The 23894-nt window shown below is 45.7% G+C and carries 30 protein-coding genes and 3 tRNA genes; 13 read left to right on the top strand and 20 right to left on the bottom strand.

What is annotated here, in order from left to right; genetic code table 11:
- Position 1 precedes the first annotated feature (1 nt).
- The 5 genes from ICN24_RS08245 to wrbA form a co-directional block, all read right to left on the bottom strand.
- Complete coding sequence (locus ICN24_RS08245; RefSeq protein WP_216222869.1) at positions 2-286, bottom strand: serine/threonine protein kinase; 285 nt, start codon at positions 284-286, stop codon at positions 2-4.
- A 246-nt stretch (positions 287-532) separates the two neighbouring features.
- Positions 533-718 (bottom strand): hypothetical protein, encoded by a 186-nt coding sequence (locus ICN24_RS08240; protein ID WP_087909997.1) that lies wholly within the window; start codon positions 716-718, stop codon positions 533-535.
- Between the two features lie 97 nt (positions 719-815).
- Positions 816-2249 (bottom strand): FAD-binding oxidoreductase, encoded by a 1434-nt coding sequence (locus ICN24_RS08235; RefSeq protein WP_216222867.1) that lies wholly within the window; start codon positions 2247-2249, stop codon positions 816-818.
- Entirely contained in the window at positions 2239-2622 is a 384-nt protein-coding gene (locus tag ICN24_RS08230; protein WP_216222865.1) for a DUF2069 domain-containing protein, read from the bottom strand. Before ICN24_RS08230 ends, ICN24_RS08235 begins: the two co-directional genes overlap by 11 nt.
- A gap of 13 nt (positions 2623-2635) precedes the next feature.
- Positions 2636-3238: an NAD(P)H:quinone oxidoreductase gene (wrbA, locus tag ICN24_RS08225; RefSeq protein WP_216222864.1), complete on the bottom strand. Its 603-nt coding sequence runs from the start codon at positions 3236-3238 to the stop codon at positions 2636-2638.
- Positions 3239-3260: 22 nt separating this feature from the next.
- Between wrbA and ICN24_RS08220 the strand changes: the two genes are divergently transcribed.
- The 4 genes from ICN24_RS08220 (at position 3261) to ICN24_RS08205 (ending at position 6979) form a co-directional block, all read left to right on the top strand.
- Complete coding sequence (locus ICN24_RS08220; protein WP_216222863.1) at positions 3261-4109, top strand: YhjD/YihY/BrkB family envelope integrity protein; 849 nt, start codon at positions 3261-3263, stop codon at positions 4107-4109.
- A gap of 78 nt (positions 4110-4187) precedes the next feature.
- Positions 4188-4643: a CBS domain-containing protein gene (locus tag ICN24_RS08215; protein ID WP_216222862.1), complete on the top strand. Its 456-nt coding sequence runs from the start codon at positions 4188-4190 to the stop codon at positions 4641-4643.
- Between the two features lie 44 nt (positions 4644-4687).
- Positions 4688-5803, top strand: coding sequence for a chorismate synthase (gene aroC, locus ICN24_RS08210; RefSeq protein WP_216222861.1), 1116 nt, complete (start codon positions 4688-4690; stop codon positions 5801-5803).
- A 12-nt stretch (positions 5804-5815) separates the two neighbouring features.
- The gene (locus ICN24_RS08205) at positions 5816-6979 is read left to right on the top strand and encodes an MFS transporter (RefSeq protein WP_216222860.1); all 1164 of its coding nucleotides are present in this window, start codon (positions 5816-5818) and stop codon (positions 6977-6979) included.
- A gap of 9 nt (positions 6980-6988) precedes the next feature.
- Here ICN24_RS08205 and ICN24_RS08200 read toward each other — a convergent pair whose 3' ends face one another.
- Genes ICN24_RS08200 through ICN24_RS08180 form a run of 5 tightly spaced genes read right to left on the bottom strand, consistent with a single transcriptional unit; the run spans position 6989 to position 10608 of the window.
- Entirely contained in the window at positions 6989-7774 is a 786-nt protein-coding gene (locus ICN24_RS08200) for a peptidylprolyl isomerase (RefSeq protein ID WP_216223099.1), read from the bottom strand.
- A 48-nt stretch (positions 7775-7822) separates the two neighbouring features.
- The gene (locus ICN24_RS08195; RefSeq protein ID WP_216222850.1) at positions 7823-8107 is read right to left on the bottom strand and encodes a BolA family transcriptional regulator; all 285 of its coding nucleotides are present in this window, start codon (positions 8105-8107) and stop codon (positions 7823-7825) included.
- Positions 8104-8652, bottom strand: coding sequence for a septation protein A (locus tag ICN24_RS08190; protein WP_216222848.1), 549 nt, complete (start codon positions 8650-8652; stop codon positions 8104-8106). The genes ICN24_RS08195 and ICN24_RS08190 overlap by 4 nt, the downstream gene beginning before the upstream one ends.
- Before the next feature lie 47 nt (positions 8653-8699).
- A complete protein-coding gene (gene msrB / locus ICN24_RS08185; protein WP_216222846.1) occupies positions 8700-9104 on the bottom strand; it encodes a peptide-methionine (R)-S-oxide reductase MsrB in 405 nt (134 codons plus the stop codon).
- Positions 9105-9141: 37 nt separating this feature from the next.
- On the bottom strand, positions 9142-10608 hold the full coding sequence (locus ICN24_RS08180) for a YdiU family protein (RefSeq protein WP_216222844.1): 1467 nt from the start codon (positions 10606-10608) through the stop codon (positions 9142-9144).
- A 54-nt stretch (positions 10609-10662) separates the two neighbouring features.
- Between ICN24_RS08180 and ICN24_RS08175 the strand changes: the two genes are divergently transcribed.
- Positions 10663-11145, top strand: a complete 483-nt coding sequence (locus ICN24_RS08175) for a PaaI family thioesterase (protein ID WP_216222842.1) — start codon at positions 10663-10665, stop codon at positions 11143-11145.
- A gap of 19 nt (positions 11146-11164) precedes the next feature.
- On the opposite strand, the gene ICN24_RS08170 is transcribed toward ICN24_RS08175, so the two are convergent.
- Positions 11165-12022, bottom strand: a complete 858-nt coding sequence (locus ICN24_RS08170) for an NRDE family protein (protein WP_216222840.1) — start codon at positions 12020-12022, stop codon at positions 11165-11167.
- Between the two features lie 15 nt (positions 12023-12037).
- Positions 12038-13042, bottom strand: a complete 1005-nt coding sequence (locus ICN24_RS08165) for a folate-binding protein YgfZ (protein WP_216222839.1) — start codon at positions 13040-13042, stop codon at positions 12038-12040.
- 20 nt (positions 13043-13062) lie between these two features.
- Between ICN24_RS08165 and mltG the strand changes: the two genes are divergently transcribed.
- From mltG to ICN24_RS08135, 6 genes are all read left to right on the top strand, one after another.
- Positions 13063-14130: an endolytic transglycosylase MltG gene (mltG, locus tag ICN24_RS08160; protein WP_216222837.1), complete on the top strand. Its 1068-nt coding sequence runs from the start codon at positions 13063-13065 to the stop codon at positions 14128-14130.
- A 1-nt stretch (position 14131) separates the two neighbouring features.
- Positions 14132-14770: a dTMP kinase gene (gene tmk / locus ICN24_RS08155; RefSeq protein ID WP_216859925.1), complete on the top strand. Its 639-nt coding sequence runs from the start codon at positions 14132-14134 to the stop codon at positions 14768-14770.
- Positions 14771-15916, top strand: coding sequence for a DNA polymerase III subunit delta' (locus ICN24_RS08150; protein WP_255532620.1), 1146 nt, complete (start codon positions 14771-14773; stop codon positions 15914-15916). It abuts the gene before it with no gap.
- A gap of 54 nt (positions 15917-15970) precedes the next feature.
- Complete coding sequence (locus ICN24_RS08145) at positions 15971-16759, top strand: TatD family hydrolase (protein WP_216222836.1); 789 nt, start codon at positions 15971-15973, stop codon at positions 16757-16759.
- On the top strand, positions 16759-17469 hold the full coding sequence (locus ICN24_RS08140) for an ankyrin repeat domain-containing protein (RefSeq protein ID WP_216222835.1): 711 nt from the start codon (positions 16759-16761) through the stop codon (positions 17467-17469). The genes ICN24_RS08145 and ICN24_RS08140 overlap by 1 nt, the downstream gene beginning before the upstream one ends.
- Positions 17470-17545: 76 nt before the next feature.
- Positions 17546-18085 carry an ion channel gene (locus tag ICN24_RS08135; protein WP_216222834.1) on the top strand — a complete coding sequence of 180 codons (540 nt, stop codon included), beginning with the start codon at positions 17546-17548 and terminating at the stop codon, positions 18083-18085.
- Here ICN24_RS08135 and ICN24_RS08130 read toward each other — a convergent pair.
- The 4 genes from ICN24_RS08130 to glxR all read right to left on the bottom strand — a co-directional run bounded on the left by ICN24_RS08130 (position 18082) and on the right by glxR (position 21240).
- Positions 18082-18882: a DUF3108 domain-containing protein gene (locus tag ICN24_RS08130; RefSeq protein WP_255532619.1), complete on the bottom strand. Its 801-nt coding sequence runs from the start codon at positions 18880-18882 to the stop codon at positions 18082-18084. The two genes, ICN24_RS08135 and ICN24_RS08130, sit on opposite strands and share 4 nt — an antisense overlap.
- A 194-nt stretch (positions 18883-19076) precedes the next feature.
- Entirely contained in the window at positions 19077-19679 is a 603-nt protein-coding gene (locus ICN24_RS08125; protein ID WP_255532618.1) for an HNH endonuclease, read from the bottom strand.
- Positions 19680-19735: 56 nt separating this feature from the next.
- On the bottom strand, positions 19736-20332 hold the full coding sequence (locus ICN24_RS08120; protein WP_216222832.1) for a YqiA/YcfP family alpha/beta fold hydrolase: 597 nt from the start codon (positions 20330-20332) through the stop codon (positions 19736-19738).
- 2 nt (positions 20333-20334) lie between these two features.
- Complete coding sequence (glxR, locus tag ICN24_RS08115; RefSeq protein ID WP_216222831.1) at positions 20335-21240, bottom strand: 2-hydroxy-3-oxopropionate reductase; 906 nt, start codon at positions 21238-21240, stop codon at positions 20335-20337.
- A gap of 212 nt (positions 21241-21452) precedes the next feature.
- Between glxR and ICN24_RS08110 the strand changes: the two genes are divergently transcribed.
- On the top strand, positions 21453-22055 hold the full coding sequence (locus ICN24_RS08110; protein WP_216222829.1) for a hypothetical protein: 603 nt from the start codon (positions 21453-21455) through the stop codon (positions 22053-22055).
- Positions 22056-22115: 60 nt separating this feature from the next.
- Here the strand turns inward: ICN24_RS08110 and ICN24_RS08105 are convergent, their stop codons facing one another.
- Entirely contained in the window at positions 22116-22589 is a 474-nt protein-coding gene (locus ICN24_RS08105; protein WP_216222824.1) for a DUF4118 domain-containing protein, read from the bottom strand.
- 57 nt (positions 22590-22646) lie between these two features.
- Here ICN24_RS08105 and ICN24_RS08100 point away from each other — a divergent pair, with 57 nt between their 5' ends.
- Positions 22647-23501, top strand: coding sequence for a carboxylesterase (locus ICN24_RS08100; RefSeq protein ID WP_216222823.1), 855 nt, complete (start codon positions 22647-22649; stop codon positions 23499-23501).
- A 42-nt stretch (positions 23502-23543) separates the two neighbouring features.
- Here the strand turns inward: ICN24_RS08100 and ICN24_RS08095 are convergent.
- The 3 genes from ICN24_RS08095 to ICN24_RS08085 all read right to left on the bottom strand — a co-directional run bounded on the left by ICN24_RS08095 (position 23544) and on the right by ICN24_RS08085 (position 23847).
- Positions 23544-23620: transfer RNA gene (locus tag ICN24_RS08095), tRNA-Asp, on the bottom strand.
- Between the two features lie 41 nt (positions 23621-23661).
- Positions 23662-23737 (bottom strand) — tRNA-Glu (locus ICN24_RS08090).
- A 34-nt stretch (positions 23738-23771) separates the two neighbouring features.
- A tRNA-Ala gene (locus tag ICN24_RS08085) sits at positions 23772-23847 on the bottom strand.
- Positions 23848-23894: the final 47 nt, after the last annotated feature.

Here is a 23894-nt window from a genome sequence, read left to right as displayed (position 1 = left end):
TTTAATTAGCGTTATCTGTTTTAGGCGAATTGGCGATGGAGGCCTTCTTACTCGCTGGTCTCTTGCGTGTAGCTTTTTTAACCGGTGCTTTTTTAGAGGCTGGATTCTTTGTAGTTGCTGTCTTCGCAGTTTTTCTTATGGCTGTCTTTTTTGACGCCGCTTTCTCTGCTTGTTTTTGATCTAGCTTATCAAGCGCCTTAGCCAATTTATCAATCAGTTTTTCACGATCCGCTTCAAGGCGATCTAGTTTTTTGATTAACTGCTTTATTAACTTCTTCTGGCTCATATGCTTCCTATGGGTTATCTACGCTTCTGATCTATTTTGTGTGCAAGTTCATCCTACGATGGATGATGATTACAGGCAAGCGATTGCGCTTTATTTCGCAAGCCAATCAGTGTGGAGTAGTGAAAAACAAGAAGTATCCCTGGGTATCCAGGGATACAAGCTCAGGTGCGTACCAATTGTGAGGGGGTGGAAATGAAAAAACCTAAATAAAATCAATTATTTAGGTTAAATTTAGTAGCTATTCGATTACTCAGGGTGAAAATTATTGCTAGCCATAAAGCTAATGGTGCGCTCGAAACCTAAGATGCGGATGTAGCGCCAAGCGATATCGCGATATTTGCTATCCAGGTAGCCAATAGCGACCTCGGGGGTCCTTTTGGATAGGTCGATTTCTTGAATTGCACGAGCCCAACGTTTGAGTCTTGTTGACATATTTGTCACCTCCATGGCCATACAACGCCTTAGAAAGAGGGCAAGATGACAGGAAATACAAAAAATTTCACAAAAAAGCTAAAAAACGCTACTTTTTTTAAATTGAGACCACTTTATGGGGGTTGAGGATATTTTGGGGATCTAAGGCTGTTTTAAGGGCTTTCATGAGGTCGTGTGCTACCGACCCCTTATGAGCCCTCAGACCATCCAATTTAAGCTGCCCAACACCATGTTCTGCAGAAATAGAGCCATGACAAGCCTCCACTTGGGCATAAATCAAATCATGAATGGGTTTTTCATATTGGCGATTAAATTCCTGGGAATCTAAGCCTAGGGGCGGTGCGATGTTGTAATGCAGGTTTCCGTCGCCCAAATGGCCAAAATTAATAATTCTGATACCGGGATATTGAGCCTTCATGAGGGCGTCTGTTTGAGAAATGAAGCGCTCTAAGGAAGATAGTGGAATAGTAATGTCATGCTTCAGGTTAGCGCCTTCTTCAGCCTGAGCTAGCGTGATGTGTTCACGCATATGCCAAAACGCATTGGCTTGAGTCAAGTTACTGGCTATGACTGCATCGGTAATCAAACTACCGTCAAATGCTTCTTCAAGAACACTCTCCAAGAGTTGGCGAACATGCTCTTCGCTTTCATAATCAGACAACTCAATCAAGACTGTATACGGAGGCTTACCTTTTAGGGGGTTGGCCATCTGCGGAAAATGTTTTTCATTTAAATCCAAGGATTCTTCAGTCATCATTTCAAAGCCTGTGAGCAATGAAGTGGCACGCTTTTGAAACAAATTGAGGAGCGCAATCGAAGAAGCAATATTGTCCACCGCCACCAAAGTTGTCCATTGTGAAACGGGTAGGGGGTACAGCTTCATGACTGCTGCAGTGATGATTCCAAGAGTGCCCTCAGACCCAATAAAAAGATCGCGTAGATCATATCCCGTATTGTCTTTACGTAAGCCTTTGAGACCATTCCATATTTCGCCCTTGGCAGTAACCACCTCGAGACCTAGGCATAAATCTCTCGTATTCCCATAGCGCAATACATTCGTTCCACCTGCATTGGTGGCGAGGTTGCCACCAATCATGCAGCTACCTTCTGCACCCAAACTCAGTGGAAATAAAAAATCCTCCTGAGCGGCTTTTTCTTGAACAGTTTGTAAAATGCAGCCAGCCTCTAAGGTAATGGTTTGGTTGGCTCGATCAATCTCGCGGATGGCATTCATGCGCTTAAGATTGAGAATAATTTGTTTGCCGCTAGCGTCGGGGGTGGCGCCGCCACAAAATCCTGTATGCCCGCCTTGCGGAACAATAGAAATGTTGCTGTCGGAACAAAGACGCACAATCTTCGCAACCTCATCCGAGGTTTTGGGAAAAACTACCGCAAGCGCTTTGCCTGTGAAGCGTTTACGCCAGTCGGTCAGGTAGGGCGTTTTATCCTGATCAGCGGTCAGAATAAATTGCGGCTCCAAGATGCTGCCTAATTGCTCAATGAAGGTAGTGTTCACGTGTTCACTTCTCATTTTTCTTGGCAAGACTCTTGGCTTCTTTTTTGATGGGTTTGAGATAGATCAACAAACATACAAAACCTACTGTTGCCAAAATCGTCTCAAAAAGCGCCAGCCAAAAATTAGCGCCTTTCTCTAATATCCGTACCAACCCCTCTGTGATGTATAGCAGGATCAACATGGAGGCCCACTGCATGGTGTAAACCTTGCCCTTCCAAATTCCGGGGATAGCAAATAGCAACGGTATGCCTTTGAGTATGAGCCAAGATCCACCAGGGCGCAGTGGAGAAATCAACCATTCCCAAGCGACACATAATATGAAGAGGTCAATAAACGCCGCTGTTGCGAGCAGTTGGTAGGGATTTTTTGAAAGAATCTTTTTATACATAAAGGTGGTGCTCTTAAGGCCGCATGAGCTTTAGTGCCTTTTGTGCAAGGCGTTTACCTTGGGCTTTTGCTAGGCGTTGCTCTTCAGGGCTGATGGGGGCACTTCCATCAGCATGTGCTAAATGCGTCACGCCATAGGGGCTACCGCCGGTGGGGGTAGACATGAGGTCTGGCTCGCTATAGGGCAACCCAAGGATCATCATGCCGTGATGGAGCAAGGGAAGCATCATCGTCAGCAGAGTGCTTTCTTGGCCACCATGCATGCTCCCGGTACTCGTAAAGACGCAGGCCGGCTTGCCGATCAGTGCACCGCCAAGCCACTCTGATGAGCTGCCATCCCAGAAATACTTCATCGGCGCTGCCATATTGCCAAAACGAGTGGGTGAACCCAAGGCTAGGCCAATACATTGCTGGAGGTCCGCATACTCAACGTATGGAGCACCTTCGGAGGGTACGCCGGGTTGACTAGCTTCGCACACTGTGGAGACAGGGGGCACGGTTCTGAGGCGAGCATTAACGCCTGGAACGCTTTCAACACCCTCAGCAATGAGGCGTGCCAACTCCCTGGTGGCGCCATGGCGGGAGTAGTACAAAACTAAAATATCGTGTTGGCTCATATTCTTCTCTTATGATACGGCGATGCGCCTATTTCGTAATCCCCAATTATGGCTCTCTCTGGCTAAAGAGATCTGGGAGGGCAATCGCGACCTAAAACTGAACCAGATCGCTGCTAGTTTGGCTTACACCACCATTTTGTCCTTGGTCCCAATGCTGACAATTGCCACCATCTTGATTGGTTACCTGCCTAGGGTGATCCAAATCAAGAATGCCTTTAAAAATTGGCTCCTCGACACCTATATGCCAGGCGGTATCAACCAGCAAGTTTTCATTTACCTTGATCAATTTTCAGCACAAGCTAGAGGTCTGACCTTAATCGGCTTAGCTGGATTATTTGTCACCGCCATCATGACGCTATCGGTGATTGAGGGCGCATTTAATCAAATCTTTAAGGTCCAAGAGAATCGTCCGCTACATAAAAAAATAGCCATTTATGCGGCCGCAACGATTTTGGGTCCCATTCTTTTGGGCCTGGGAATCTATTTAAGCGGGGTCTTGTTTAGTGCGTCGGAGGGATGGACTGAAGCTATTTCAGTGGGCTTTAGATTGATTGCAACCATTGCCCCAATCATTCTTGCTGTGATGGTATACAGCGTGGTCTATAAGATTCTGCCGTACGCCAAAATTACCTGGGCGGATGCTATTTTTGGGGCATTCTTTGCGGCGGTGAGTTTTGAGTTAATGAAGTTGGGGTATGCCATATTTCTCACCCATACCGCCTTCTACAAGACCGTCTATGGCGCCTTTGCCATTCTGCCGCTAGCGTTACTTTGGATCTACCTGACTTGGTGGATTACCTTGGCCGGGGCCGTATTGGTTGCCAATCTCCCTGGCATTCGGAGTGGCGTCATTAGGGTTATTCGTTACTAAAACAGATACCTAGACCCTTGATTCAATGGTTTCTTGGGTCTATATTGAAGCTATAAATTCATTGCATTTGGAGACCACATGAAAGTTCGTGACATTTTGCGCGTAAAGGGCAGCACCTTATTTACTGTTGCACCTGACACTGCTTTGCAAACTGCAGTATTGGTCATGAGCGAACATGACATTGGCTCACTAGTGGTGATGGACTATGAAAAGCTAGTTGGCATCCTGACTTTCCGAGAAGTTATCGCCGCCTTAGCCAAACACCATGGCAAGTTAGATGGCTTGCAGGTACGTTCAGTGATGAATGAAAAGCCACTTACTTGCAATATGGAAACTGAAATTGACGAAGTTCGCCGCATGATGTTGGTTGACCATGCGCGTTATTTGCCCGTTATTGACCAAAAAATGTTGATGGGCGTGATTTCCTTTTACGACGTTGCAAAATCTGTCGTAGAAGCCCAAGATTTTGAAAACACCATGTTGAAGGCCTATATTCGAGATTGGCCAGAAGATGCTGAAAAGGCAGCCAACTAGGCTGTTTTAGCCCCAATAATCCCGACAAATGACATAATGTCGTTATGTCAGGAAATACTTTAGGCCTTCTTTTTACTGTTACCACTTTTGGTGAATCTCATGGTCCCGCCATTGGGGCTGTTGTGGATGGCTGCCCGCCGGGAATGCCTCTTACAGAATCCGATTTGCAAAAAGACCTCGATCGCCGTAAGCCTGGAACCTCACGCCATGTGACTCAGCGCAAAGAAGAAGATCGGGTTGAGATTCTGTCTGGTGTGTTTGAAGGAAAAACTACAGGCGCTCCAATAGGCTTGTTGATTCGCAATACCGATCAACGCAGCCAAGACTATGGCGACATTTTGCAAACTTTCCGCCCAGGTCATGCGGATTATGCTTATCACCATAAATATGGCTTACGCGATCCTCGCGGTGGCGGTCGCTCATCAGCGCGACTGACGGCACCTGTTGTTGCTGCAGCAGCTATCGCCAAAAAATGGCTGCATGAACAATATGGCACTGAGTTCTATGGCTACATGAGTCAGCTTGGGGAAATCGAGATTCCGTTTCAAGCCTTAGGTCAGGTAGAGCAAAATCCGTTCTTCGCTGCTAATGCACAAATCATCCCTCAGCTAGAAGGTTATATGGATGAATTACGCAAAGCAGGGGACTCTTGTGGTGCACGCATCGAAGTCCGCGCTCGGAATGTACCGATCGGCCTTGGAGAGCCCTTGTTCGATAAATTGGATGCTGATATTGCACACGCAATGATGGGCATTAATGCGGTTAAAGGCGTTGAAATTGGCGCTGGCTTTAAGTCTGTTGCACAACGGGGCAGTGTGCATGGCGATGAATTGCATCCAGATGGATTTGCTTCCAATAATGCTGGTGGCACTCTGGGCGGTATTAGCACCGGACAAGATTTACGCGTGTCCATTGCAATCAAGCCCACTTCTAGCATCATGAGCCCAAAGCAATCTATTGATGTAGATGGTAAGCCGATAAGCGTCCAAACCAAAGGTCGTCATGATCCTTGTGTTGGCATTCGCGCTACGCCCATTGCGGAAGCGATGCTTGCTTTGGTAATTATGGATCATGCTTTGCGCCATCGCGCGCAATGTGCAGATGTACGGTTGGATGTTGCACCCATTCCAGCTGCTCGCCCTGGTAGCGAGCGCGATTAACCTAGGTCTCCAATGACGCCAGTTCTTCGCTGGGCCTTCGGGTCCTTTTTCTTTTTATATTTTGCTTATGTTGGCCTGGTGTCACCATATGCAAGCCTATTCTTTTTAGACAGGGGTTTTAACGTCATCGAAATTGCGGTCTTGATGTCGATGCTGCAGATTACCCGTATTGTCGGCCCATTTAGCTGGGGTTGGCTTTCAGACTACCTTTCTAACCGTATCGGCATCATTCGGGTTTGTGCTTGCCTAGCAGCGCTAGTTTTTCTATGTATCTTTTTCTTGCATAGCTACTTCAGTTTCTTTATATGGATGTTTGTCCTCCACACCATCCTCAGTAGTCAAATGCCCCTCGGTGAAACCGCAACAATTCATGCTTTATACAAAGACAATTCTTTTGATAAACGTTATGGACGATTACGTCTTTGGGGCTCCATCGGATTTATCGCTATGGTTCTGGTTGCAGGAGAACTATTCCAGCGCCGCGGTATAGAGCTCTATCCCGTAGTTGGGGCCATTGTCCTATTTGCATTGGCGCTGATTACTTTCTGTCTTCATGAGCCCAAGATGGAACGCCGAAAAATGGTGAAGGGGGAGTTGCTCAATGTAATACTCGATCCTGATGTGCGTTGGTTCTTGGTTTCAGGGTTCTTCATGATTTTTGCCCACGCATCCTTGTATGTCTTTTATTCCCTCTATCTAGCCAATCTTGGCTATGACAAATTTCAAATTGGCCTATTTTGGGCTCTTGGAGTTGCCGCCGAAGTTGCTTTCTTCTATTTTCAAAACAAGGTGCTTAGTCGCTTGGATGCAGAAGTTATTTTGCAAGGCGCATTTGGGATTGGGGTTATTCGCTTTATATTGATTGCGTTTTTACCGATCACCTCAGTATTGATTTTTGCTCAATTGCTACACGCAGGCACATTTGCGGCACACCATAGCGCTGCTACAAAGCTTCTACAACGCTGGTTTACAGGTCCATTGCAGGCAAGAGGTCAAGCGATTATGGCAACCATTTCCTATGGATTGGGAGGGACCCTAGGCGGTTTATGTGCTGGCTGGATCTGGGATTTATCGCAGCCTCGGGATGTTTTTGTGATGTCCGCATTTGCCTGTGGACTGGCGGGAATGGCGATCCAAAAAATGAGACCTCGCCGCTACCCGCCCAGAAAAGATTGAGGCTCGTATTTACTGAATCCTCGCCTTAGTGCGTAGCTTTTGCATCATTTCAGAAAACTTCGCTTTTTGCCAATTCTGATCCGAGGCAATCATTTGCTTTAACTGAGGCTTAAGCTCTTCAAAGCTTGGCGCCTGCATGCTTCGCGAGTCCACCATCTTAATGACATGCCAGCCATACTGGGTCTTCACAGGCTTATCACTCACTTGACCATTTTTTAGCTGCACCATCGCTTTGGAGAATTCAGGAACCAATGATTTATCTGTAACCCATCCAAGATCACCGCCATTGGCTGCAGAACCTGGATCTTTAGATTTTGCCCGCGCAATCTCTTCAAAGTTACCGCCGGCTTTTACTTGAGCAATGATTGCTTTTGCATCAGATTCTTTATCAACCAGAATGTGTTCAACATGATATTCCTTGCCGGTATACTGGACTTTTACCGCATCATAGGCAGCCTTTAATTCGGCATCCGTTACGCCTTCCTTTTCAACATAGTCCTCAAATACGGCGGCCACCAAAATGCCAACCCGGGATTGCTCAAGTTGATCGCGCACAGATTCTTTTTGGGTGACGCCGCGTTTATCAGCCTCCTGAAGAATGAGTTCCTTGGTAACTAACATCTCGCGCGCCTGATCACGCACTTGTGGGTTATCAGGTTGACCAGATTTCTGTACTAATTTATCCAGCTGCGCTTTGGGGATCGGCTTGCCATTCACGATGACAGCATTTTGTCCAAAGGCCAAAGTTGAAAAGAGGCTTGTAACAATACACAGGGTAACGATTTTGCGATTCATGGTCATGGGGATCATTGGAAGGTTTAATAATAAGAAGTGTAAAACAGCTTAAGAGGCAAGCTCATCGGCGCTTAGGGCTGAAATAGTTAGGGCATGTATTTCAGAGGGAATATGTGTTTTCAAGGCTTCGTAAATAGCGCGATGTCTTGAAACCAAATTTAAACCCTTAAATTCTGGGGCAACAATGGTGACCTTGAAATGGCCGCCACCACTGGCTGCGCCTGCATGACCTGCGTGAAGATGACTCTCATCCTCGATTTCAAGATGCAAGATAGTAAATGCACGCTGCAGATCTTGTCTAAATAAGCTAATGCGTTGTTGATTGATGTTCATTGCGTAGGATGCTCCATATGACGCGCTAACCACACACCCTGGAAGATGACAAAGACAATGAGTAAACCAGTGCTTCCAAAGAGTTTGAAATTAACCCAGGTTTCTTCTGAATATTGGAAGGCGATATAGAGATTAAGGGCACCCATGAGAAAAAAGAATAGTGCCCAAGCGAGGTTAAGACGGCGCCAAACAGAATGCGCGCTCGCTGCTTTTAGCGTAACCTGCTTACCCATCATTACTTCAATCCAGTTTTTATTAAAAAACTGTGCGCTGATAAATAAGACTCCTGAAAATAACCAATAAAGCGCAGTTGGCTTTAGCTGAATAAAGGTCTTGTCATGTAAGAAGATGGTTAAGCTACCAAATACGAGAATCATGACAAGGCTAACCCATTGCATCGCGTCGATTTTGCGATGGCGGTAGTAAACCCAAAGAATTTGAATAATCGTAGCAACCATCGCCACAATCGTCGCGGTGTAAATATCGCCAAATTTAAAGGCGATAAAGAAGAGAATGATAGGGAAAAGGTCGAATAAGAATTTCATAAATGAATTATCCAGCTATTTTGTAGATGCCCCGGAATTCTTCAGCCCTATTTGGTGAGCTGAGCGTTATCGCTTGGTTCAAAATGCAGTGACGCCGAGTTGATGCAATAACGTAAGCCGGTCGGCATTGGGCCATCATCAAAAACATGGCCTAAGTGGGCATCGCAATTGGCACAACGTACTTCAGTGCGAATCATCCCATGCGTGGTGTCACGCACTTCCTTAATAGCCTCTGATTCTTCCGGCGCGCTATAGCTTGGCCATCCACAACCCGCATCAAATTTTGTGCTGGATTGAAAAAGCGGTGTGCCACAACAGATACAGGAATATTTTCCCTGGTCCCAATGGTCCCAGTATTTTCCTGAAAAGGGGTGCTCCGTTGCCGATTCACGCGTCACCCTAAATTCAATATCACTTAATGTTTTCTTATATTCTTGGTCGGACTTTTTCATCTTTAGCCTCAGTAATTAATCTGTAAATCAGCATTGATTATGATGAGCAACTCACTTCAATCTTGCTCATATCAAGCGGGGGAGTGAGGGCATAGTCTTCATGCTCAGGTTGCTCATCAAAGGGGCGACTCAAAATTTTTAAAAGTCGATGAGTCTCTGCAAAGTTTTTTGCTTGCGCTTTTTCAATTGCGGCTTGCGCTAAGTGATTTCGCAAAATATATTTTGGATTAATCAAGTTCATTGCAGCAGATCTTGCCTCATCACCCAATACCTCTCTTTGCAGGCGCTGCAGATATTCACCAAACCACTGATCTATGGCATTCCGATCAATAAATTGATCTCTCAAGGCAATCTGAGTAACGTGTTGATCTTTTTTGATTTTGCTTAAGTTGCGGAAAAAGTTGGTGAAGTCGACTTTAGAATCGTGCATAGCCTGCAATAAGCGCTCAATTAAGCGAATATCCCCATCTTCCGAGGAGTGTAAGCCTAACTTCTTGCGGAACAAGTCCTGCCAGGTTTGGGCGTATTCAATTGGAAACTGCTCCAAAGCATTTCGCAAAAGGGTTTGTGATTCTTCGGCAGTGTGGTTGAGCTCTAACAATGGCAAGAAAGCACTAGCAAGGCAGGCCATATTCCAGTGCATGATTTGGGGTTGACGATGATAGGCATATCGACCTGCCTGATCACTATGGTTGCAAATATGTTCAATTTCAAATCGGTCTAAAAATCCAAATGGGCCGTAATCCATTGTTAGACCCAAAGCGCTGATATTGTCACTATTCATAACGCCATGACAAAATCCTACCGCCTGCCACTGTGCGACCAAGGTGGCGTTACGTCGACAGATTTCACCAAAAAGCTTGAAATAAGGCTGATCATCGCTCTCGCAATCTACAAAGTGCTCGGCAATTAAAGCGTCTGCGAGTTCTTTTAACCTAGCACTGTTTTGCAATGAAGCAAAGTGCTCAAAATGTCCAACACGAATAAAGCTTGGCGCCAAACGTGCACAGACAGCAGCCGTTTCCATGCTTTCACGACGTACCGGCAAGTCTGATCCCACAATCGACAGCGCACGTGTGGTGGGGATACCTAGGGCATGCATCGCTTCACTGCAAAGAAACTCTCTAATAGAAGAGCGCAATACCGCACGGCCATCGCCCATACGGGAGTACATGGTTTTACCGGCGCCCTTTAACTGCAGCTCCTGACCATGGATTTGGCCAAGCAATATCGCGCGTCCATCGCCCAGTTGGCCAGCCCATACGCCAAACTGATGACCGCTATAGACGGTGGCCATGGGTTCTGAAAACTGATGGCCGTTGGTATTCAGTGTATTGCCGGCTAAAAGATCGAGCCAAGCGGGATCTTCTGGATAACCGTCTGGGGATAGGGGTAAATCAATTAGCTTAGCCGCAGAGGAAGAAAAGGCAACCCAGTAAGGGTGTGGAATCGGGGTAGGGTGGGTGATTTGACGGGCATCATCGCCGCTCAGGGTAAAGGCCATAGAGCTATTCTAGGTGTATTTCCAAATTGGCGTATTAGCCCCTAAAATAAAACGATGAGCAAACAAGTCCAAATTAATCCCCAAACTCAACTAGCCAACCTGGGCGAAGAGTTAAACGTTCCTTTTTTAAAGCTTTTAGGTGTTCGATTCCTAAGTGCAGAAATGGGTAAGGGAGAAATTCTCCTGGCGCTCAAGCCTGAACATACCAATACTTGGGCGGTTGCGCATGGTGGAGTTTTATTGACGCTGATGGATGTTGCCATGGCAGTCGCTGCACGCTCAGGCGACCCCTCTGATCGGAGTGTGGTGACAATCGAATTAAAGAATAATTTTATGCAAGCGGCCAACGGTATTTTGCGCGTAAAAGCCGATACCGTCCGCAGAACTGCCACCATGGCATTTTGTGAAGCAAAACTCTATAACGATCAGGGTGAAATCTGTTGCATGGCTACAGGTACGTTTCAGTTCATCAAAAGACTGCCTAGCAAGAATGCTAATGGTGAGCGCGTAATCAACGAAGACCTGCGTTCAAAGTAAATCTATCTCGATATCCTGTTCAAACGGATAGATTGGATCCAGGCGCCGTACTTAATGCGCCTGTAATGACATCGTGCCCGATAGTGCCGCTTGCATCGAAGCGACGCTCCACCATCTCAAACTGACCATCTTTTCGCACCCTTAGGACGGTGCTCGAGCGAGTTCCATAGGAAGGTGTTTTTATAAACGCAGGAGATAAAGCCTTTTCCCATTCTTTACTCACCCCAGTGCTGGGTAACTCATGATCACTAGCGTGATGAGTATCTGCCAATACCTTTAAGTAATGATCCGCACTTTTAAGCTGACCATGATCCATTGCCAATACTTGTGCAAATGCAGCTACTCGATGATTTACTTTGGGCCATGGGGTATCTAGCTGGGCATTTGATAGACCATAAACACCTGGGCTTAAAGGTTGATGGGGAAACACTTTTCGGGGACGTAGATTTTGACCCATGAACATCCGATTGCTGACCCAATGCATTTCCGCATTTGCTGGATCACTTAAATCAGCCATTAATAAATTGAAACCGTTGTATTGGTGAAAACGTTTCGCGTGCTGCCGAACAAACTCAGCTGGCCGATCGACGCTTGTTAAATACATCATGGATAGTTCACCGCGAGTGCGAGAGTCGGGATTTTTTTCGCTGGGTGCGCGCACATTCGTTAGCGCTGCAAATTTGCCAGCTTTTGTAAATCCCAGCCAGGTGCCAGGGCTTCCTAAAACATCTGCTCGATCTCTTCCAGCCAGTACGTGAGGATGTTCTGGCCAATAGGAAATCGCCTCGGTATCACGCTCATAAAATTCATCCCGATTAGCCGCAACCACTAAGGAGTAGTCTGGGTGTGAATTCCATGCGAAAAGGATGAGGCACATAAAAACGATCTAATCTCAAATTTCAATCAAAGGGTAAGGCAATGCATCCATTTGTAACACAGGCCCCTGACTACTACCCAGATGAATGTTTCCAGCCTCTAGAGCTTCTAATTTGCACTCTATCTGCAAATTAATCCTCCCTAACAAATGAGGGCAGGGGGCTGACAACACCACCATGCCGGCTGGCTGACTAGGATCTAGATCATGAAATAGTTCGGTGCCAGGGACAATCGGCGAAGAATCCTGATTTTCATGTACATAATGAGCCAGGAAAAGTCGACGCTTAATCGCGCCACGATATTGACTGCGTGCCACAATTTCTTGCCCTGGATAGCAACCTTTTTTAAAGTCGACGCCGGCTACGGACTCAAAATTAATCATCTGCGGTACAAACTGTTCTTGTGTCTGCAGAACAATGCGAGGAATTGCACTCAATACCTCTAGATTATTAAAGACCTTGAGACTGAGCACATCTTCAGCTGGGACTTGCCCTGTGTTTTCTTGTGCTAGCAACAGCCGGCCAATGGATTGGCCATTTGCCAAGACATCGGGCAGCCGAAGTGCAATTTGCCCATCCGCTACGGCAATTGGATCTATTTTTTGACTCAAATCAAACTGGCCAGAAATTGACCATTGAGAGGAGGCGTTGCAAACTTTTACCTTTGAACGCAGAACATACATTGAGAGACGTTTTGCAGTACTTTCAGCGATATCTTTGGAAATAAAGAGTACAAAACGATCTTCCCCATCTGGATTGTTTGGTGCCAATGCGAGCCATGCGCTGGCAAGTAATCTACCTTTTGGATTGCAATAGCCCACAAGTCTGGTGCAAGAGTGTCCAGCTGCAATCTTGGGTGGAAATATGCGATCTAAACCCAGAACGGAATTACTCAGTTGGTTTTGCAAAAAGCTTGCGGCGTCTGGGCCTTCAACAAAAATGATGCCCCATTGCGGTAAAAGGCTGAGGCCAGAGGAGGGTATTTGCCCTTGAATAGTCGTATTTTGGCTAGTAGTTGTCATGTCCCTTTTATCATAGCCTGATGCGCAAAAAAAATCAGGGGAGGTCCCTTTTCATCAGAAAGAAGGCAAAAGGACGCGGGCTGGGCTTTTATACCGCAAGCCTTCTGTTTCTCCTTGGGCTCTTTTATGCAGCAATCTTCTTGCTCCCGATTGTTCCATTGTCTAGCAATACTAGCGACCCCGCTGTTTACAGAGTAAAAATTGTGCCGCAGTCGAGTTTATCAAGCATCGCACAACAACTTCGCAACCAAGGCGTATCGATTCCTACGGCAGTCTTTCAAATCAGTGCTCGCGCACTTTTTGTTGGCAGCAAACTCAAGCCCGGTACTTATTTATTCCCCACTGGAGCTAGCCTTGGGAAATTATTGCTACAAGTTGCTCGAGGAGATCGGGTTAGAGAGAGTATTGCCATTATTCCCGGTATGAATATCTGGCAACTAAGAGAGTTGATAGATGCACACCCGGCATTAATACATCAAACAAAAGGCCTGAACTCCAAGGCTCTATTGCAAAGCTTAAATCTCAATTACCCAAGTGATGAGGGAATTTTTTATCCTGACACCTATGTATTTGACCCGGATGAAATTGATATCAACATCTATCGACGCGCCTCGCAGGCAATGCAAAAGCAACTGGCGGAGAGCTGGGGGCAAAAAGAGACAAATTCACCCCTGAAAAGTCCTTATGAGCTCCTTGTGCTCGCCTCTATTATTGAAAAAGAAACTGGGAGGCCGAGTGATCGAGGCTTAATTGCTGCAGTCTTCCTAAATCGCCTAAATCAGGGGATGATGCTACAAACAGACCCCACTGTGATTTATGGCATCGGCCCCCGGTTTGATGGAAATCTTCGTAAAGCAGATCTTCGGAAAGATACTCCCTACAATACGTATATGCATAAAGGTTTACCTCCTACCCCGATCTCAATGCCCAGCAAAGAGTCCTTATTGGCGGCTACTCATCCCACCCAAAGCAATGCGCTTTATTTTGTAGCCAAAGGGGACGGAAGCAGTCATTTTTCTCAGACCTTAAATGAACATGAATCTGCTGTTGATCGATATCAACGTAAATTAGCCCCAAAGACTAATTAATATGACCTCTATATATCCTGGATTTTTTATCAGCTTTGAAGGCATCGATGGTGCGGGTAAAAGTACCCACATCGAATCGTTTTGTAAATTGTTGCAACAACGCCATCCTGATCGTGAAGTTGTAGTCACACGAGAACCCGGAGGGACATCCCTAGGTGAGCAATTGCGCGGGTTGCTATTGGATCTTCCGATGAACTTAGAGACCGAAGCGCTCTTGATGTTTGCAGCGCGTCGTGAACATATTGCACAAATTATTGAACCTGCATTACTGGCCGGAAAAGTTGTGGTCTCTGATCGTTTTACTGATGCTAGCTTTGCTTACCAGGGCGGGGGCCGAGGACTTTCACTCGAAAAATTAAACGCCCTTGAGCAGTGGGTCCAGGGACGACCAGACGGCTCATTACTTCAACCCAACTTAACAATCTTGTTTGACTTGCCCGGCGAGGTGGCTGAAGCTCGACGATCCAAGGTTAGGGCGCCTGATAAATTTGAAAAGATGGACCTGTCTTTTTTTGAGAAGGTTCGCCAAGAATATTTACGTCGAGCTAAAGTGGATTCGGCGCGTTTTCATATTGTGGATGCTACTAAAACTCCTGAAGTGATTTGGGGTGAACTGCAGTCGCTAAAACTTGATTTATAAATGAGTGATCTGAGCATTCCCACCCAAACCAACCATCAAGTTGCACCTTGGTTGCAGGCCTTATGGTCTAGCTTAGATTTTTCTAGATTCCCCAATGCAATCTTGTTGCATGGTCAATCAGGTATTGGTAAGTTTGCTTTTGCTGTAGAACTTGCTCAGGCGCTTTTGTGCGAAGCACCCCCGGCTGAGAGTAAGCCCTGTAACCATTGTGAAGCCTGCCACTGGTTTCGCACTGCCAATCACCCAGACTTTATAGCCTTAGTCCCAGAAACGCATCGCAAGCTTTTGCCCCATGCCGACTATGAGGGGGATGACGCGCCTAAAAGAGGCAAGTCCACTCGCGATGACTCTGATTCTGATGCAACAGAAAAAAAAGAGAAAAAAAATATTTCTATTGAAGAAACCCGCAGCGCTATTGAAAGCCTTTCTATAGGTTCTCATCGTGGCGGCAATCGTGTGATCTTGATTTACCCGCTTGAAATGCTGCGCTCAGACTCCGCCAATACTTTATTAAAGTCCCTCGAAGAGCCTCCTGCTAATACGATCTTTATCTTACTGGCTGATCGAGTAGATCGCGTATTACCCACGATTCGCTCTCGATGCCGTTTGCTTAACGCTCCAAGACCAGATCGTCAACAAGGATTGGGGTGGGTAAAAGCAACACTGGGCAAAATACCAGGCATCAAAATGAATGAGGCTGATGTTGAAAGCATTTATGACGAGCAGGGAGGGGCCCCATATGCTGTTCTAGAGTCGCTCATTGCCAGACATAACAAGGACGATAAAGACGAGCTAACGATGGCAATTGCGGCGTCTCGCTTCTTGCTGCAATCCATGGCTCAAGGGGGCCGCATCGCATGGCTAGAGTCAGCTGAAAAGATCCATAAGGTGCAGTATTCATTTTTATTGGCTACGATGCAACGCTGGATATCTGATCTACAGCTTGTATCGCAAGGTGGAAATCCGCGTTACTATCCAAAGCACATTTCAACCTTGAAGGGGTTGGCGCAGCAGGCTAGGCAGCCTAAATTACTGCAGTTTTGGAAATCCCTGGTCCAGGCTCGTCGCTCTGAAAATCACCCCCTGGCGAATCGCATTCAACTAGAGGCACTACTTTCTCAATATCAACAGGTGTTTGAAGCGTAGCCAAATGACTGAGTAAGCCTTGCTTTATCGTATTGCAGATTAAAATGCAGAGTCATGTTCATCGACTCACACTGCCACCTCGATTTCCCGGAATTTCAGAGCCGCCTCCCAGAGGTGCTGGCCAATATGCATGCCGCGAGAGTCAGTCATGCACTTTGCGTCTCCGTAGACCTGCCTGATTTTCCAAACGTACTAAGGCTGGCGCAAGACCACCCACATCTATACGCCTCTGTAGGGGTTCATCCGGACTATGAAGATACACCCGAACCAAGCCTTGAATTCTTGATCAGCACCGCCAACCAGCACTCCAAAATTATTGCTATTGGGGAGACGGGTCTGGACTACTACCGCATGGGCGATCGCAGCTATGAATCGATGGAATGGCAACGTGAGCGCTTCAGAACCCACATCAGAGCATCGCTTGCTACCAAAAAGCCATTGATCATCCACACCCGCTCATCCTCGGAAGATACTATTCGGATCCTAAAAGAGGAGGGTGCACACAAGATTGGTGGGGTAATGCATTGCTTTACCGAGAGTCTCGATGTAGCTCAAAAGGCGATGGAAATGGGGTTTTTCATCTCCTTTTCTGGGATTGTTACTTTTAAAAGCGCCAAAGAACTTCAGGAAACCTGCAAGCAAATTCCTCTGGAGAGAATGCTGATTGAGACTGATTCACCATATTTGGCGCCAATTCCATACCGTGGAAAAACGAATGAACCCGCCTGGGTTTCTAAGGTTGGTGAATTTATTGCGGAATTAAAGCAGATACCGCTTGAAGAGCTTGCATTACAAACTTCAAGAAATTTTTATCAATGTTTTCATATAGATAGAGATCATTGATGAAAAACTTATTTAAGTTTAAAAAGTCGATACTTGTTCTAGTCACATGCATCAGTTTGCCTGTTTTTGGGCAAACAGTAGATCAAATTACCGATTTCACAAAAGCCGCCAAGTTTGACGACATTTCAGAGGTCAAACTTCTTATTTCTAAAGGTGTTAGTCCCAATACCGTCGACCCCAAAGGCAATCCAATGCTGGTTTTAGCAATTCAGGAAAAGTCGACCAAGGTCACTGAATTCCTCTTGAAAAACAAAAATATCGATGTTGATTTGTCTAATAAGTATGGCGAAACACCACTCATGATTGCTGCGATTGAGGGTGATTTACCTACGGTCAAGACGCTTGTACTAACGAATAAGGCCATGGTTGACCATATTGGTTGGACGCCATTGCATTACGCCTGTACACGTGGCCAACTAGAGGTCGCTCAATTTTTAATTGCTAATGGAGCCAATGTGGATTCCATCAGCATCAATGGCAGCACGCCGTTAATGATGGCAGTTCAGTCTGGCAATGAAGACCTCGTAAAACTATTGCTAGATAAAGGCGCTGATATTCGATTGCGCAATACGCAGGGTTATTCAGCCATTGATATTGCTGAAATTTATGAAAAGCCATGGATAGCCAATGGCCTAAAGTCACGTTGGCTTAAGCTATATAAGGAGCCTTATGTAGGGCCGATTAAGGGACTTCCTACCAAAGCCTCATAATTGCTATCTGCGTATAATCATTATTATGTCAAACAAGATATTCATCTAGCCACTATCCTTAATTAAGCCATTCAATATGTTCCTCATCGATATCATTCATAACGCTGACCTACCCAGCTTTGGTACGCTATTTAATGAAATTAACACTGATATGGGTAATGGCCAGATCTGGTTTATGGTCGTTTCCGCCTGCTTAATGCTGGCGTTGCATGCAGTGGCTGTATTGGCAATTGCGGGTGCTTTTCATGCCATTGATAACGTCATGACCCGGAGACGGATATTTGGCGCCAGCTTTTTGTCGTACTTCATCGCCATCCTGCTGGTAATAGCCATTCATTTGGGCGAAATCGTGATTTGGGCATACATTTGCGTTGCACTCAAAGTCTTTCCAACCAACCCTCAAACCTTTTACTTTGCTGGCGAAATGTACACCACCGTTGGTTATGGTGACTACAAACTATCCGAGCAATGGCGGATATTGCCGATAATCATCTCGTTTTCTGGAATTTTTGCAGTCTCAATGTCAGGCGCTGCTTTGTATACGATGATGGGCGCCTTACTTGGACACAACAATAGCAATAGCAGCGATCCTAAGGATGACTACAAGCGCCATTAATTGGCGATAGATTGGGGTTTTAATGCAATGGGGTTCTTTTGCTTAAATACGAGCTCTAGGATCCGACCATTGGATTCTTGAGAGCGTATACGCCCAGGAAGCCATTCCAGGTCCTTAGCCAACCAAATGTCTACTTGACGTTTATACGGGTCATTTTCACGCTGCATTAAGGCGTAATGTCGATTTACAGACTTCCCAAGACTAGGAATGTCCTCTGATACCGCCTCACCATAGCTTTTAAATTGCCACATCTCTAGCGTGTTGTAGTCAACTACCGGTATTGCGCGAATACTGCCAGCCTCATCGGTCTTGGGATCGCCATTGAGTAATGATGCAAGCTGAAACATCAAACTAAAACGATCTTGAGTGCCTGGCAGTATGGGTGGGGTAAAGTCCGGCTTATCGGAGAAAAACATCTGCCCTGCTCCTTTTTCATCTCGATCAAAGCGTGAATACCGTGGCGGCTTAGTGCCGCGTTGTGACCAATAAATTGCCGGTGCAATCCCATAAGGATCAACTGTACCTCGCGACTCAAAGACAAAGGGACCCACAAACGCATAAGGAATATTTACATAGAGATGATATGAATTCCCCTCATTAATCCAATCAATCTCACCCGTTTGGTATTTTTGTCCATCTACATAGGAGTCGTAGTAAAGAGTGCCAGATTCTGGAAGCTTAAAGGCCACACCAGATTGATTGAAGGCACCACCCTGCTCGCTTTGTGCATCAACATTGCTCTGCGTATTGGTAAGTGATTTAGATTCAAACGGCTTTTTCTTTGGCCGTTGGGCCATCTGAATTTTTTTAGGAGGCTCAACCTTTAGTTCCGTCCGAATAATTAAATCATCGGGAATATCTATTGGGGGGCTATATGAAATAAAAGGGATGCCAAAGAATAAGATGAAGTGCCCAAATAAGGACAAAACCAATGCGAGTATTACTATCCGCCATGACTTGATGCGGATATGGGGATCAACATTGAAAATCACTAATTCACTTCTCGGATATAAGCATCAAGTAGGCGGCTATTTTTGGGAAGATTGGCGGCCAAAAAATCCATTTGATCGGCCAATATATTTCGACCCTTCAAAATCATATCCTCATATAAGCTAGGCATGTATGGGGTATACAAAAGATCCATTCCAGCTTGTTCTGGTGTGCGGTTACCTTTGTGCTGATTGCAGGGTCTACAAGAGATGACCAGATTCATCCAAGAGTATTTTCCGCCACGGCTATTAGGAATAATGTGTTCAGCTTCCGCTTGATTTTCATGAATAGCATCACCACAGTATGCGCATAATCCACGGTCACGTTTAAAAAGCTTGTGCTTCGTGATCACGGGCACTACATCAAACAAATTAATTTTGGCAGTGCCTCTGATGGCAATAATAGAGTGCAACTCAATTAAGGACTGAAAGCCGCTAGCGCGTGAGATTCCACCGCGCATTTGTATGATTGGCTCGCCCAGAGTCCACAAGACACTTTTTTCAGCGTAATGTTTGGTGGCTTCCTCGGCATTAACCCAACCCTGAGGAATGCCGCCGGCGTCCAATTTCAAGATGCTCAGCACAATCTCTCCTTTCAAGATCAAATCAGGCGGCTTGATCTTGAAAACATCTTACAGAAGAAGTGTGCCGCTAGCAATTGTTAGGCAGGCTGTCCTGTGATGAAGTTGAGTACCTTTGGCAGGTGATCTGAATAATCGGCGATGCCATGATCGCTACCATCCAATACCAGTTGATGGGCTCCAGAATAAAACTGGACCATTTCACGCCAATCTAGCAATTCGTCACCCTTGGCAGCAATCAAAAAATAGGCTTTCGGATTGTGAATCTGATTCACTTGAAGCGAATTCAGCTCCTCGATGTATTCAGGGCGAAAATCAAAAGGTTCATCACTATCGTAAGCAGTCATCATGCCAACATGTGGGGCCAATTCTTTGGGCGCGTACACAGCCGGATTCAAGACCACCGCCTTACATTTATATTTCTCAGCCAAGTAATTCGCATAGAAGCCACCCAATGAGGATCCAATGACAACAATACGATCAGCAGTAGATTTTTGGATATGCGATTCCACCATCTCCATACTAGCTTTAGGAGACGCAAGCAATTGAGGGCAATACCATTCAATCGGATTTTCCTTGCTAGATAACGCAGTAACAGCCTCTTGAGTCATAACAGCCTTGCTGGAGCGAGGCGAAGAACGAAAGCCGTGCAGATACACCAATAATGTTGAGGCCATTTCTATGAAGCCTTTTGTCCAATTTCAAAATTAGCGAGTGTCTCTAGGGCCTTGACCATTGCCGAGTGGTCCCAAGCTTTTCCTCCATGAGCTGCGCAAGAATTAAACAGCTCTTGTGCAGTAGCAGTATTTGGTAAAGAGATGCCTAAGGCGCGTGCGCTGTTGAGAGCTAAGCTCAAATCCTTTTGGTGAAGTTCTATACGGAATCCCGGATCAAACGTACGTTTGACCATGCGCTCGCCATGTACCTCAAGAATCTTCGATCCCGCAAAGCCGCCCATTAGGGCCTGACGTACCTTGGCAGGATCCGCACCTGCTTTGGATGCAAATAGCAGCGCTTCAGCAACCGCTTCGATATTGAGTGCAACAATAATCTGATTAGCAACCTTGGCAGTTTGACCATCGCCATTTGCGCCGACTAAATTAATATTCTTGCCCATCAAATCTAAGACCGGTTTTACCTTATGGAATACAGACTCATCACCTCCTACCATGATGGAAAGCGTGGCATTCTTTGCCCCAACCTCGCCACCAGAAACCGGTGCATCAAGATAGTCGCAGCCTAACGCATTAATCTTCTTTGCAAATTCCTTCGTGGCAATGGGTGAAATAGAGCTCATGTCAATCACAATCTTGCCCTTGGACAATCCATGCGCAAGCCCCTTATCACCAAATAAAACTTTTTCAACATCCGGTGTATCTGGAACCATTGTAAAAATCATGTCTGCTTTTTCGCCAACTTCTTGTGGGCTAGAACATGGAATGGCGGTAGATTGGGCAATATCAGTAGGTACCTTAGAGCGGGTATGAACAAACACCTGATGGCCAGCTTTAACTAGATGGGCCGCCATCGGCGCCCCCATAATTCCTAGCCCAATAAAGCCCACTTTCAATTGATTGCTCATCATTGATCTCCGTTCTATGTTTTAGTCTTTTTCTCCCATCGACTGCCAATAAGGGCACCTGGAAGCATTTAAGCAGTAAAAATTGGTTAGAAAGGATCTTAACAAAGAAGTTGATTCCGCTCTCAGGTCAATCACACCTATTCGAAGGCTAATATCTGCCAAAAATAGGCTAATATTGAAATAAGATACTTTTATCTATAAGGAAAATATTAAAAATGAAAATTACACAGATCTCTTTAGCGATTGCCACCGTTTTTGCTTGTGCTGCACCCGTTTTCGCCCAGACGGCACCCGCAAATGGCTCTCCAGATAAACCTGTTGTGATTGATGCCGCAGCTGTTGATAACAGCTACCTTCTGTATGAAGGTGATGTAACCAAGGTAGATAAAAAGAAGCGCACTATTACTTTTAAAAATAAAGAAGGTGAGTCCAAGTTTGTCGCTGGTCCAGAGATCACCAACTTTGATCAAATTAAAAAAGGTGATCATTTAAGCGTGACCTATCAAATGGCTGTTGCCATTGAGTTAATCAAGACAAAGAGTGACGGTATTCGTAGCAAAGTAGAAACCAATACAGTTACCAAATCCAAGGCAAACGAAAAGCCTTCCGAAAAGATCGCGAACAAGACCACCATCATCGCTGACATCGTCGAGGTGAATCGCGACAAGAAATTGGTTTCCGTAAAAGGCCCAAGTGGAAAAATTACCACTGTAACCGTAAAAAATCCGGCCCTATTAACGGACGTTAACGTTGGTGAGCAAGTTAAAGTGATTTACTACGATGCAATGGCAGCTTCAATTACATCGCCAAAGAAATAAGCTTTTCCACCCTACTCTTGACCTGAATAACCATCAGGTCAGGGGTAGCGAGAACCCTACTTATTCCAGCGTGGGTGACTTTGACGCAGCCTTTTTTAGCAAGTTGCGCATTTTTTGATCGCCTTCAACCATCAATTTAAAACGAGTTTCGCTGACCAATACCGCTAATTTAGCGTTGTACTGCTCGCGTCGCAAGAGCTCGACCAATACACCTGTCAGTAGCGTATAGGATAAGTAGACAAAGAGTGTGGTGATATCGCGGCTATCAATCACCGTAAATTGGCCAAAGGGCTCCATAAAGAAGAACATCAGAAACGGCATGCTCAAAGCCATACTAAAAAGTGCAGGCCCAATTCCAAAAAGGAAGGCGATCACAATCGTATTAATTTGGAAGAAAAATAGCGGCAATGAACCACCAAGATAAGGATGCAGCACATAACGAAGCGCAAAAGCCACCAACACACCGAAGACAGTTACGCCATAGCCTGCGGCTTTATTACTACACCAGCGTTTGGAATTAAGGTTTTGTTTCATGATTTAGTGTTCTTCAGTGTATGCTAACTCAATAATTAGAATAAAGCTAAATCTAGTATGTTAGAAGACAACAAAATACCTGAAAAACACGATTTAACCATCCTCCTTCCCGGCTTAAATGGCAGCGGCATGGAGCTCGGTCAGCTTCCACGCTTCTTAGAGGCGGCTGGCCACGACATTCTAATCCCAGAGGTCCCTGGATTTTTATTTGGTGAGCCTGCAAGCCACTTTAAAACCTGGATTAGCCGTCTTCACCAAATTATTGATGAAAAACGGCATGAGTATGAAATTATCAACATTGCTGGCATCAGCATGGGAGCAACCCTAGCAACGGTAGTTGCCTCACAAAGAACCGATATTGCCTCACTAGTGTTGATGTCCCCTGTTCTGAAATATGATGGCTGGTCTGTTCCTTGGTATCGCCCTATGCTGGATCTTTTGTATCTGTGCGGACTCAGAAACTGGGAGTACTCAGAGCGAGAACCTTTCGGAGTCAAAAATATTGATTTACGACGCAGAATTGCGGACAAATTTAAAACCTCAAAGGTATCTGAAGTCGGAGCATCTTCAATTTCTGCCAAACACCTTCATCAAGCTAAGGGCTTAATGTCTGCCGCTCATGATGGGCTGCATCAACTCACTGCGCGACTACTGGTTATTCAATCTGTGGAAGATGACACTTGCTCTATTTGGTCTGCAGAAGAAATATTAAGCCGATGCAGAGCAGAAATGCGCCGCGTTATTTGGCTAGGTAACAGCTATCACATTGTGACAATTGATAATGAACGCGAGATCGTTCTAAACGAAGTACTTCATTTCATCTCCCAGACCAGCGCAGTTGAAAGACACATTGTCGATATAGGTCACCACGACAACCGCAAGGTCTTAAAGCTAAGAGTGGGATACGAATAGGTAATAAAAAAGCCCCCTAACGGAGGCTTTTTTATTTGAATTTGGCGGAACGGACGGGACTCGAACCCGCGACCCTCTGCGTGACAGGCAGATATTCTAACCAACTGAACTACCGCTCCAAATTGCGTCGCTTCATACTATTTACTGCTACCAGAAAGACTGGCGTCCCCAGGGGGATTCGAACCCCCGTACTCACCGTGAAAGGGTGATGTCCTAGGCCTCTAGACGATGGGGACCTGGACTACTGCAACTACTAATGCCTTGAATACTTGGTGGAGATAAGCGGGATCGAACCGCTGACCTCTTGCATGCCATGCAAGCGCTCTCCCAGCTGAGCTATACCCCCGAAATCTCGCGATAAAACTACAAGACACTCAAAACAATCCAAGATTT

It is taken from the genome of Polynucleobacter sp. UK-Kesae-W10 (genome assembly GCF_018881575.1).
GTDB lineage: Bacteria > Pseudomonadota > Gammaproteobacteria > Burkholderiales > Burkholderiaceae > Polynucleobacter.
The sequence above is the reverse complement of the archived record's forward strand: the minus strand, read 5'-3'. Positions and strand labels throughout refer to the sequence as shown.

Bases quoted from the DNA above. Each gene is read 5' to 3' on its own strand.
- aroC (WP_216222861.1), top strand. From the start codon at position 4,688: ATGTCAGGAAATACTTTAGGCCTTCTTTTTACTGTTACCACTTTTGGT.
- ICN24_RS08180 (WP_216222844.1), bottom strand. From the start codon at position 10,608: ATGGCCTTTACCCTGAGCGGCGATGATGCCCGTCAAATCACCCACCCT.
- ICN24_RS08235 (WP_216222867.1), bottom strand. From the start codon at position 2,249: ATGAGAAGTGAACACGTGAACACTACCTTCATTGAGCAATTAGGCAGC.
- mltG (WP_216222837.1), top strand. From the start codon at position 13,063: ATGCGCAAAAAAAATCAGGGGAGGTCCCTTTTCATCAGAAAGAAGGCA.
- wrbA (WP_216222864.1), bottom strand. From the start codon at position 3,238: ATGAGCCAACACGATATTTTAGTTTTGTACTACTCCCGCCATGGCGCC.
- ICN24_RS08135 (WP_216222834.1), top strand. From the start codon at position 17,546: ATGTTCCTCATCGATATCATTCATAACGCTGACCTACCCAGCTTTGGT.
- glxR (WP_216222831.1), bottom strand. From the start codon at position 21,240: ATGATGAGCAATCAATTGAAAGTGGGCTTTATTGGGCTAGGAATTATG.
- ICN24_RS08105 (WP_216222824.1), bottom strand. From the start codon at position 22,589: ATGAAACAAAACCTTAATTCCAAACGCTGGTGTAGTAATAAAGCCGCA.
- ICN24_RS08190 (WP_216222848.1), bottom strand. From the start codon at position 8,652: ATGAAATTCTTATTCGACCTTTTCCCTATCATTCTCTTCTTTATCGCC.
- ICN24_RS08230 (WP_216222865.1), bottom strand. From the start codon at position 2,622: ATGTATAAAAAGATTCTTTCAAAAAATCCCTACCAACTGCTCGCAACA.
- ICN24_RS08165 (WP_216222839.1), bottom strand. From the start codon at position 13,042: ATGACAACTACTAGCCAAAATACGACTATTCAAGGGCAAATACCCTCC.
- ICN24_RS08200 (WP_216223099.1), bottom strand. From the start codon at position 7,774: ATGAATCGCAAAATCGTTACCCTGTGTATTGTTACAAGCCTCTTTTCA.
- ICN24_RS08195 (WP_216222850.1), bottom strand. From the start codon at position 8,107: ATGAACATCAATCAACAACGCATTAGCTTATTTAGACAAGATCTGCAG.
- ICN24_RS08140 (WP_216222835.1), top strand. From the start codon at position 16,759: ATGAAAAACTTATTTAAGTTTAAAAAGTCGATACTTGTTCTAGTCACA.
- ICN24_RS08215 (WP_216222862.1), top strand. From the start codon at position 4,188: ATGAAAGTTCGTGACATTTTGCGCGTAAAGGGCAGCACCTTATTTACT.
- ICN24_RS08130 (WP_255532619.1), bottom strand. From the start codon at position 18,882: ATGGCCCAACGGCCAAAGAAAAAGCCGTTTGAATCTAAATCACTTACC.
- ICN24_RS08175 (WP_216222842.1), top strand. From the start codon at position 10,663: ATGAGCAAACAAGTCCAAATTAATCCCCAAACTCAACTAGCCAACCTG.
- ICN24_RS08240 (WP_087909997.1), bottom strand. From the start codon at position 718: ATGTCAACAAGACTCAAACGTTGGGCTCGTGCAATTCAAGAAATCGAC.
- ICN24_RS08205 (WP_216222860.1), top strand. From the start codon at position 5,816: ATGACGCCAGTTCTTCGCTGGGCCTTCGGGTCCTTTTTCTTTTTATAT.
- ICN24_RS08245 (WP_216222869.1), bottom strand. From the start codon at position 286: ATGAGCCAGAAGAAGTTAATAAAGCAGTTAATCAAAAAACTAGATCGC.
- ICN24_RS08150 (WP_255532620.1), top strand. From the start codon at position 14,771: ATGAGTGATCTGAGCATTCCCACCCAAACCAACCATCAAGTTGCACCT.
- ICN24_RS08100 (WP_216222823.1), top strand. From the start codon at position 22,647: ATGTTAGAAGACAACAAAATACCTGAAAAACACGATTTAACCATCCTC.
- ICN24_RS08120 (WP_216222832.1), bottom strand. From the start codon at position 20,332: ATGGCCTCAACATTATTGGTGTATCTGCACGGCTTTCGTTCTTCGCCT.
- msrB (WP_216222846.1), bottom strand. From the start codon at position 9,104: ATGAAAAAGTCCGACCAAGAATATAAGAAAACATTAAGTGATATTGAA.
- ICN24_RS08110 (WP_216222829.1), top strand. From the start codon at position 21,453: ATGAAAATTACACAGATCTCTTTAGCGATTGCCACCGTTTTTGCTTGT.
- ICN24_RS08145 (WP_216222836.1), top strand. From the start codon at position 15,971: ATGTTCATCGACTCACACTGCCACCTCGATTTCCCGGAATTTCAGAGC.
- tmk (WP_216859925.1), top strand. From the start codon at position 14,132: ATGACCTCTATATATCCTGGATTTTTTATCAGCTTTGAAGGCATCGAT.
- ICN24_RS08220 (WP_216222863.1), top strand. From the start codon at position 3,261: ATGCGCCTATTTCGTAATCCCCAATTATGGCTCTCTCTGGCTAAAGAG.
- ICN24_RS08170 (WP_216222840.1), bottom strand. From the start codon at position 12,022: ATGTGCCTCATCCTTTTCGCATGGAATTCACACCCAGACTACTCCTTA.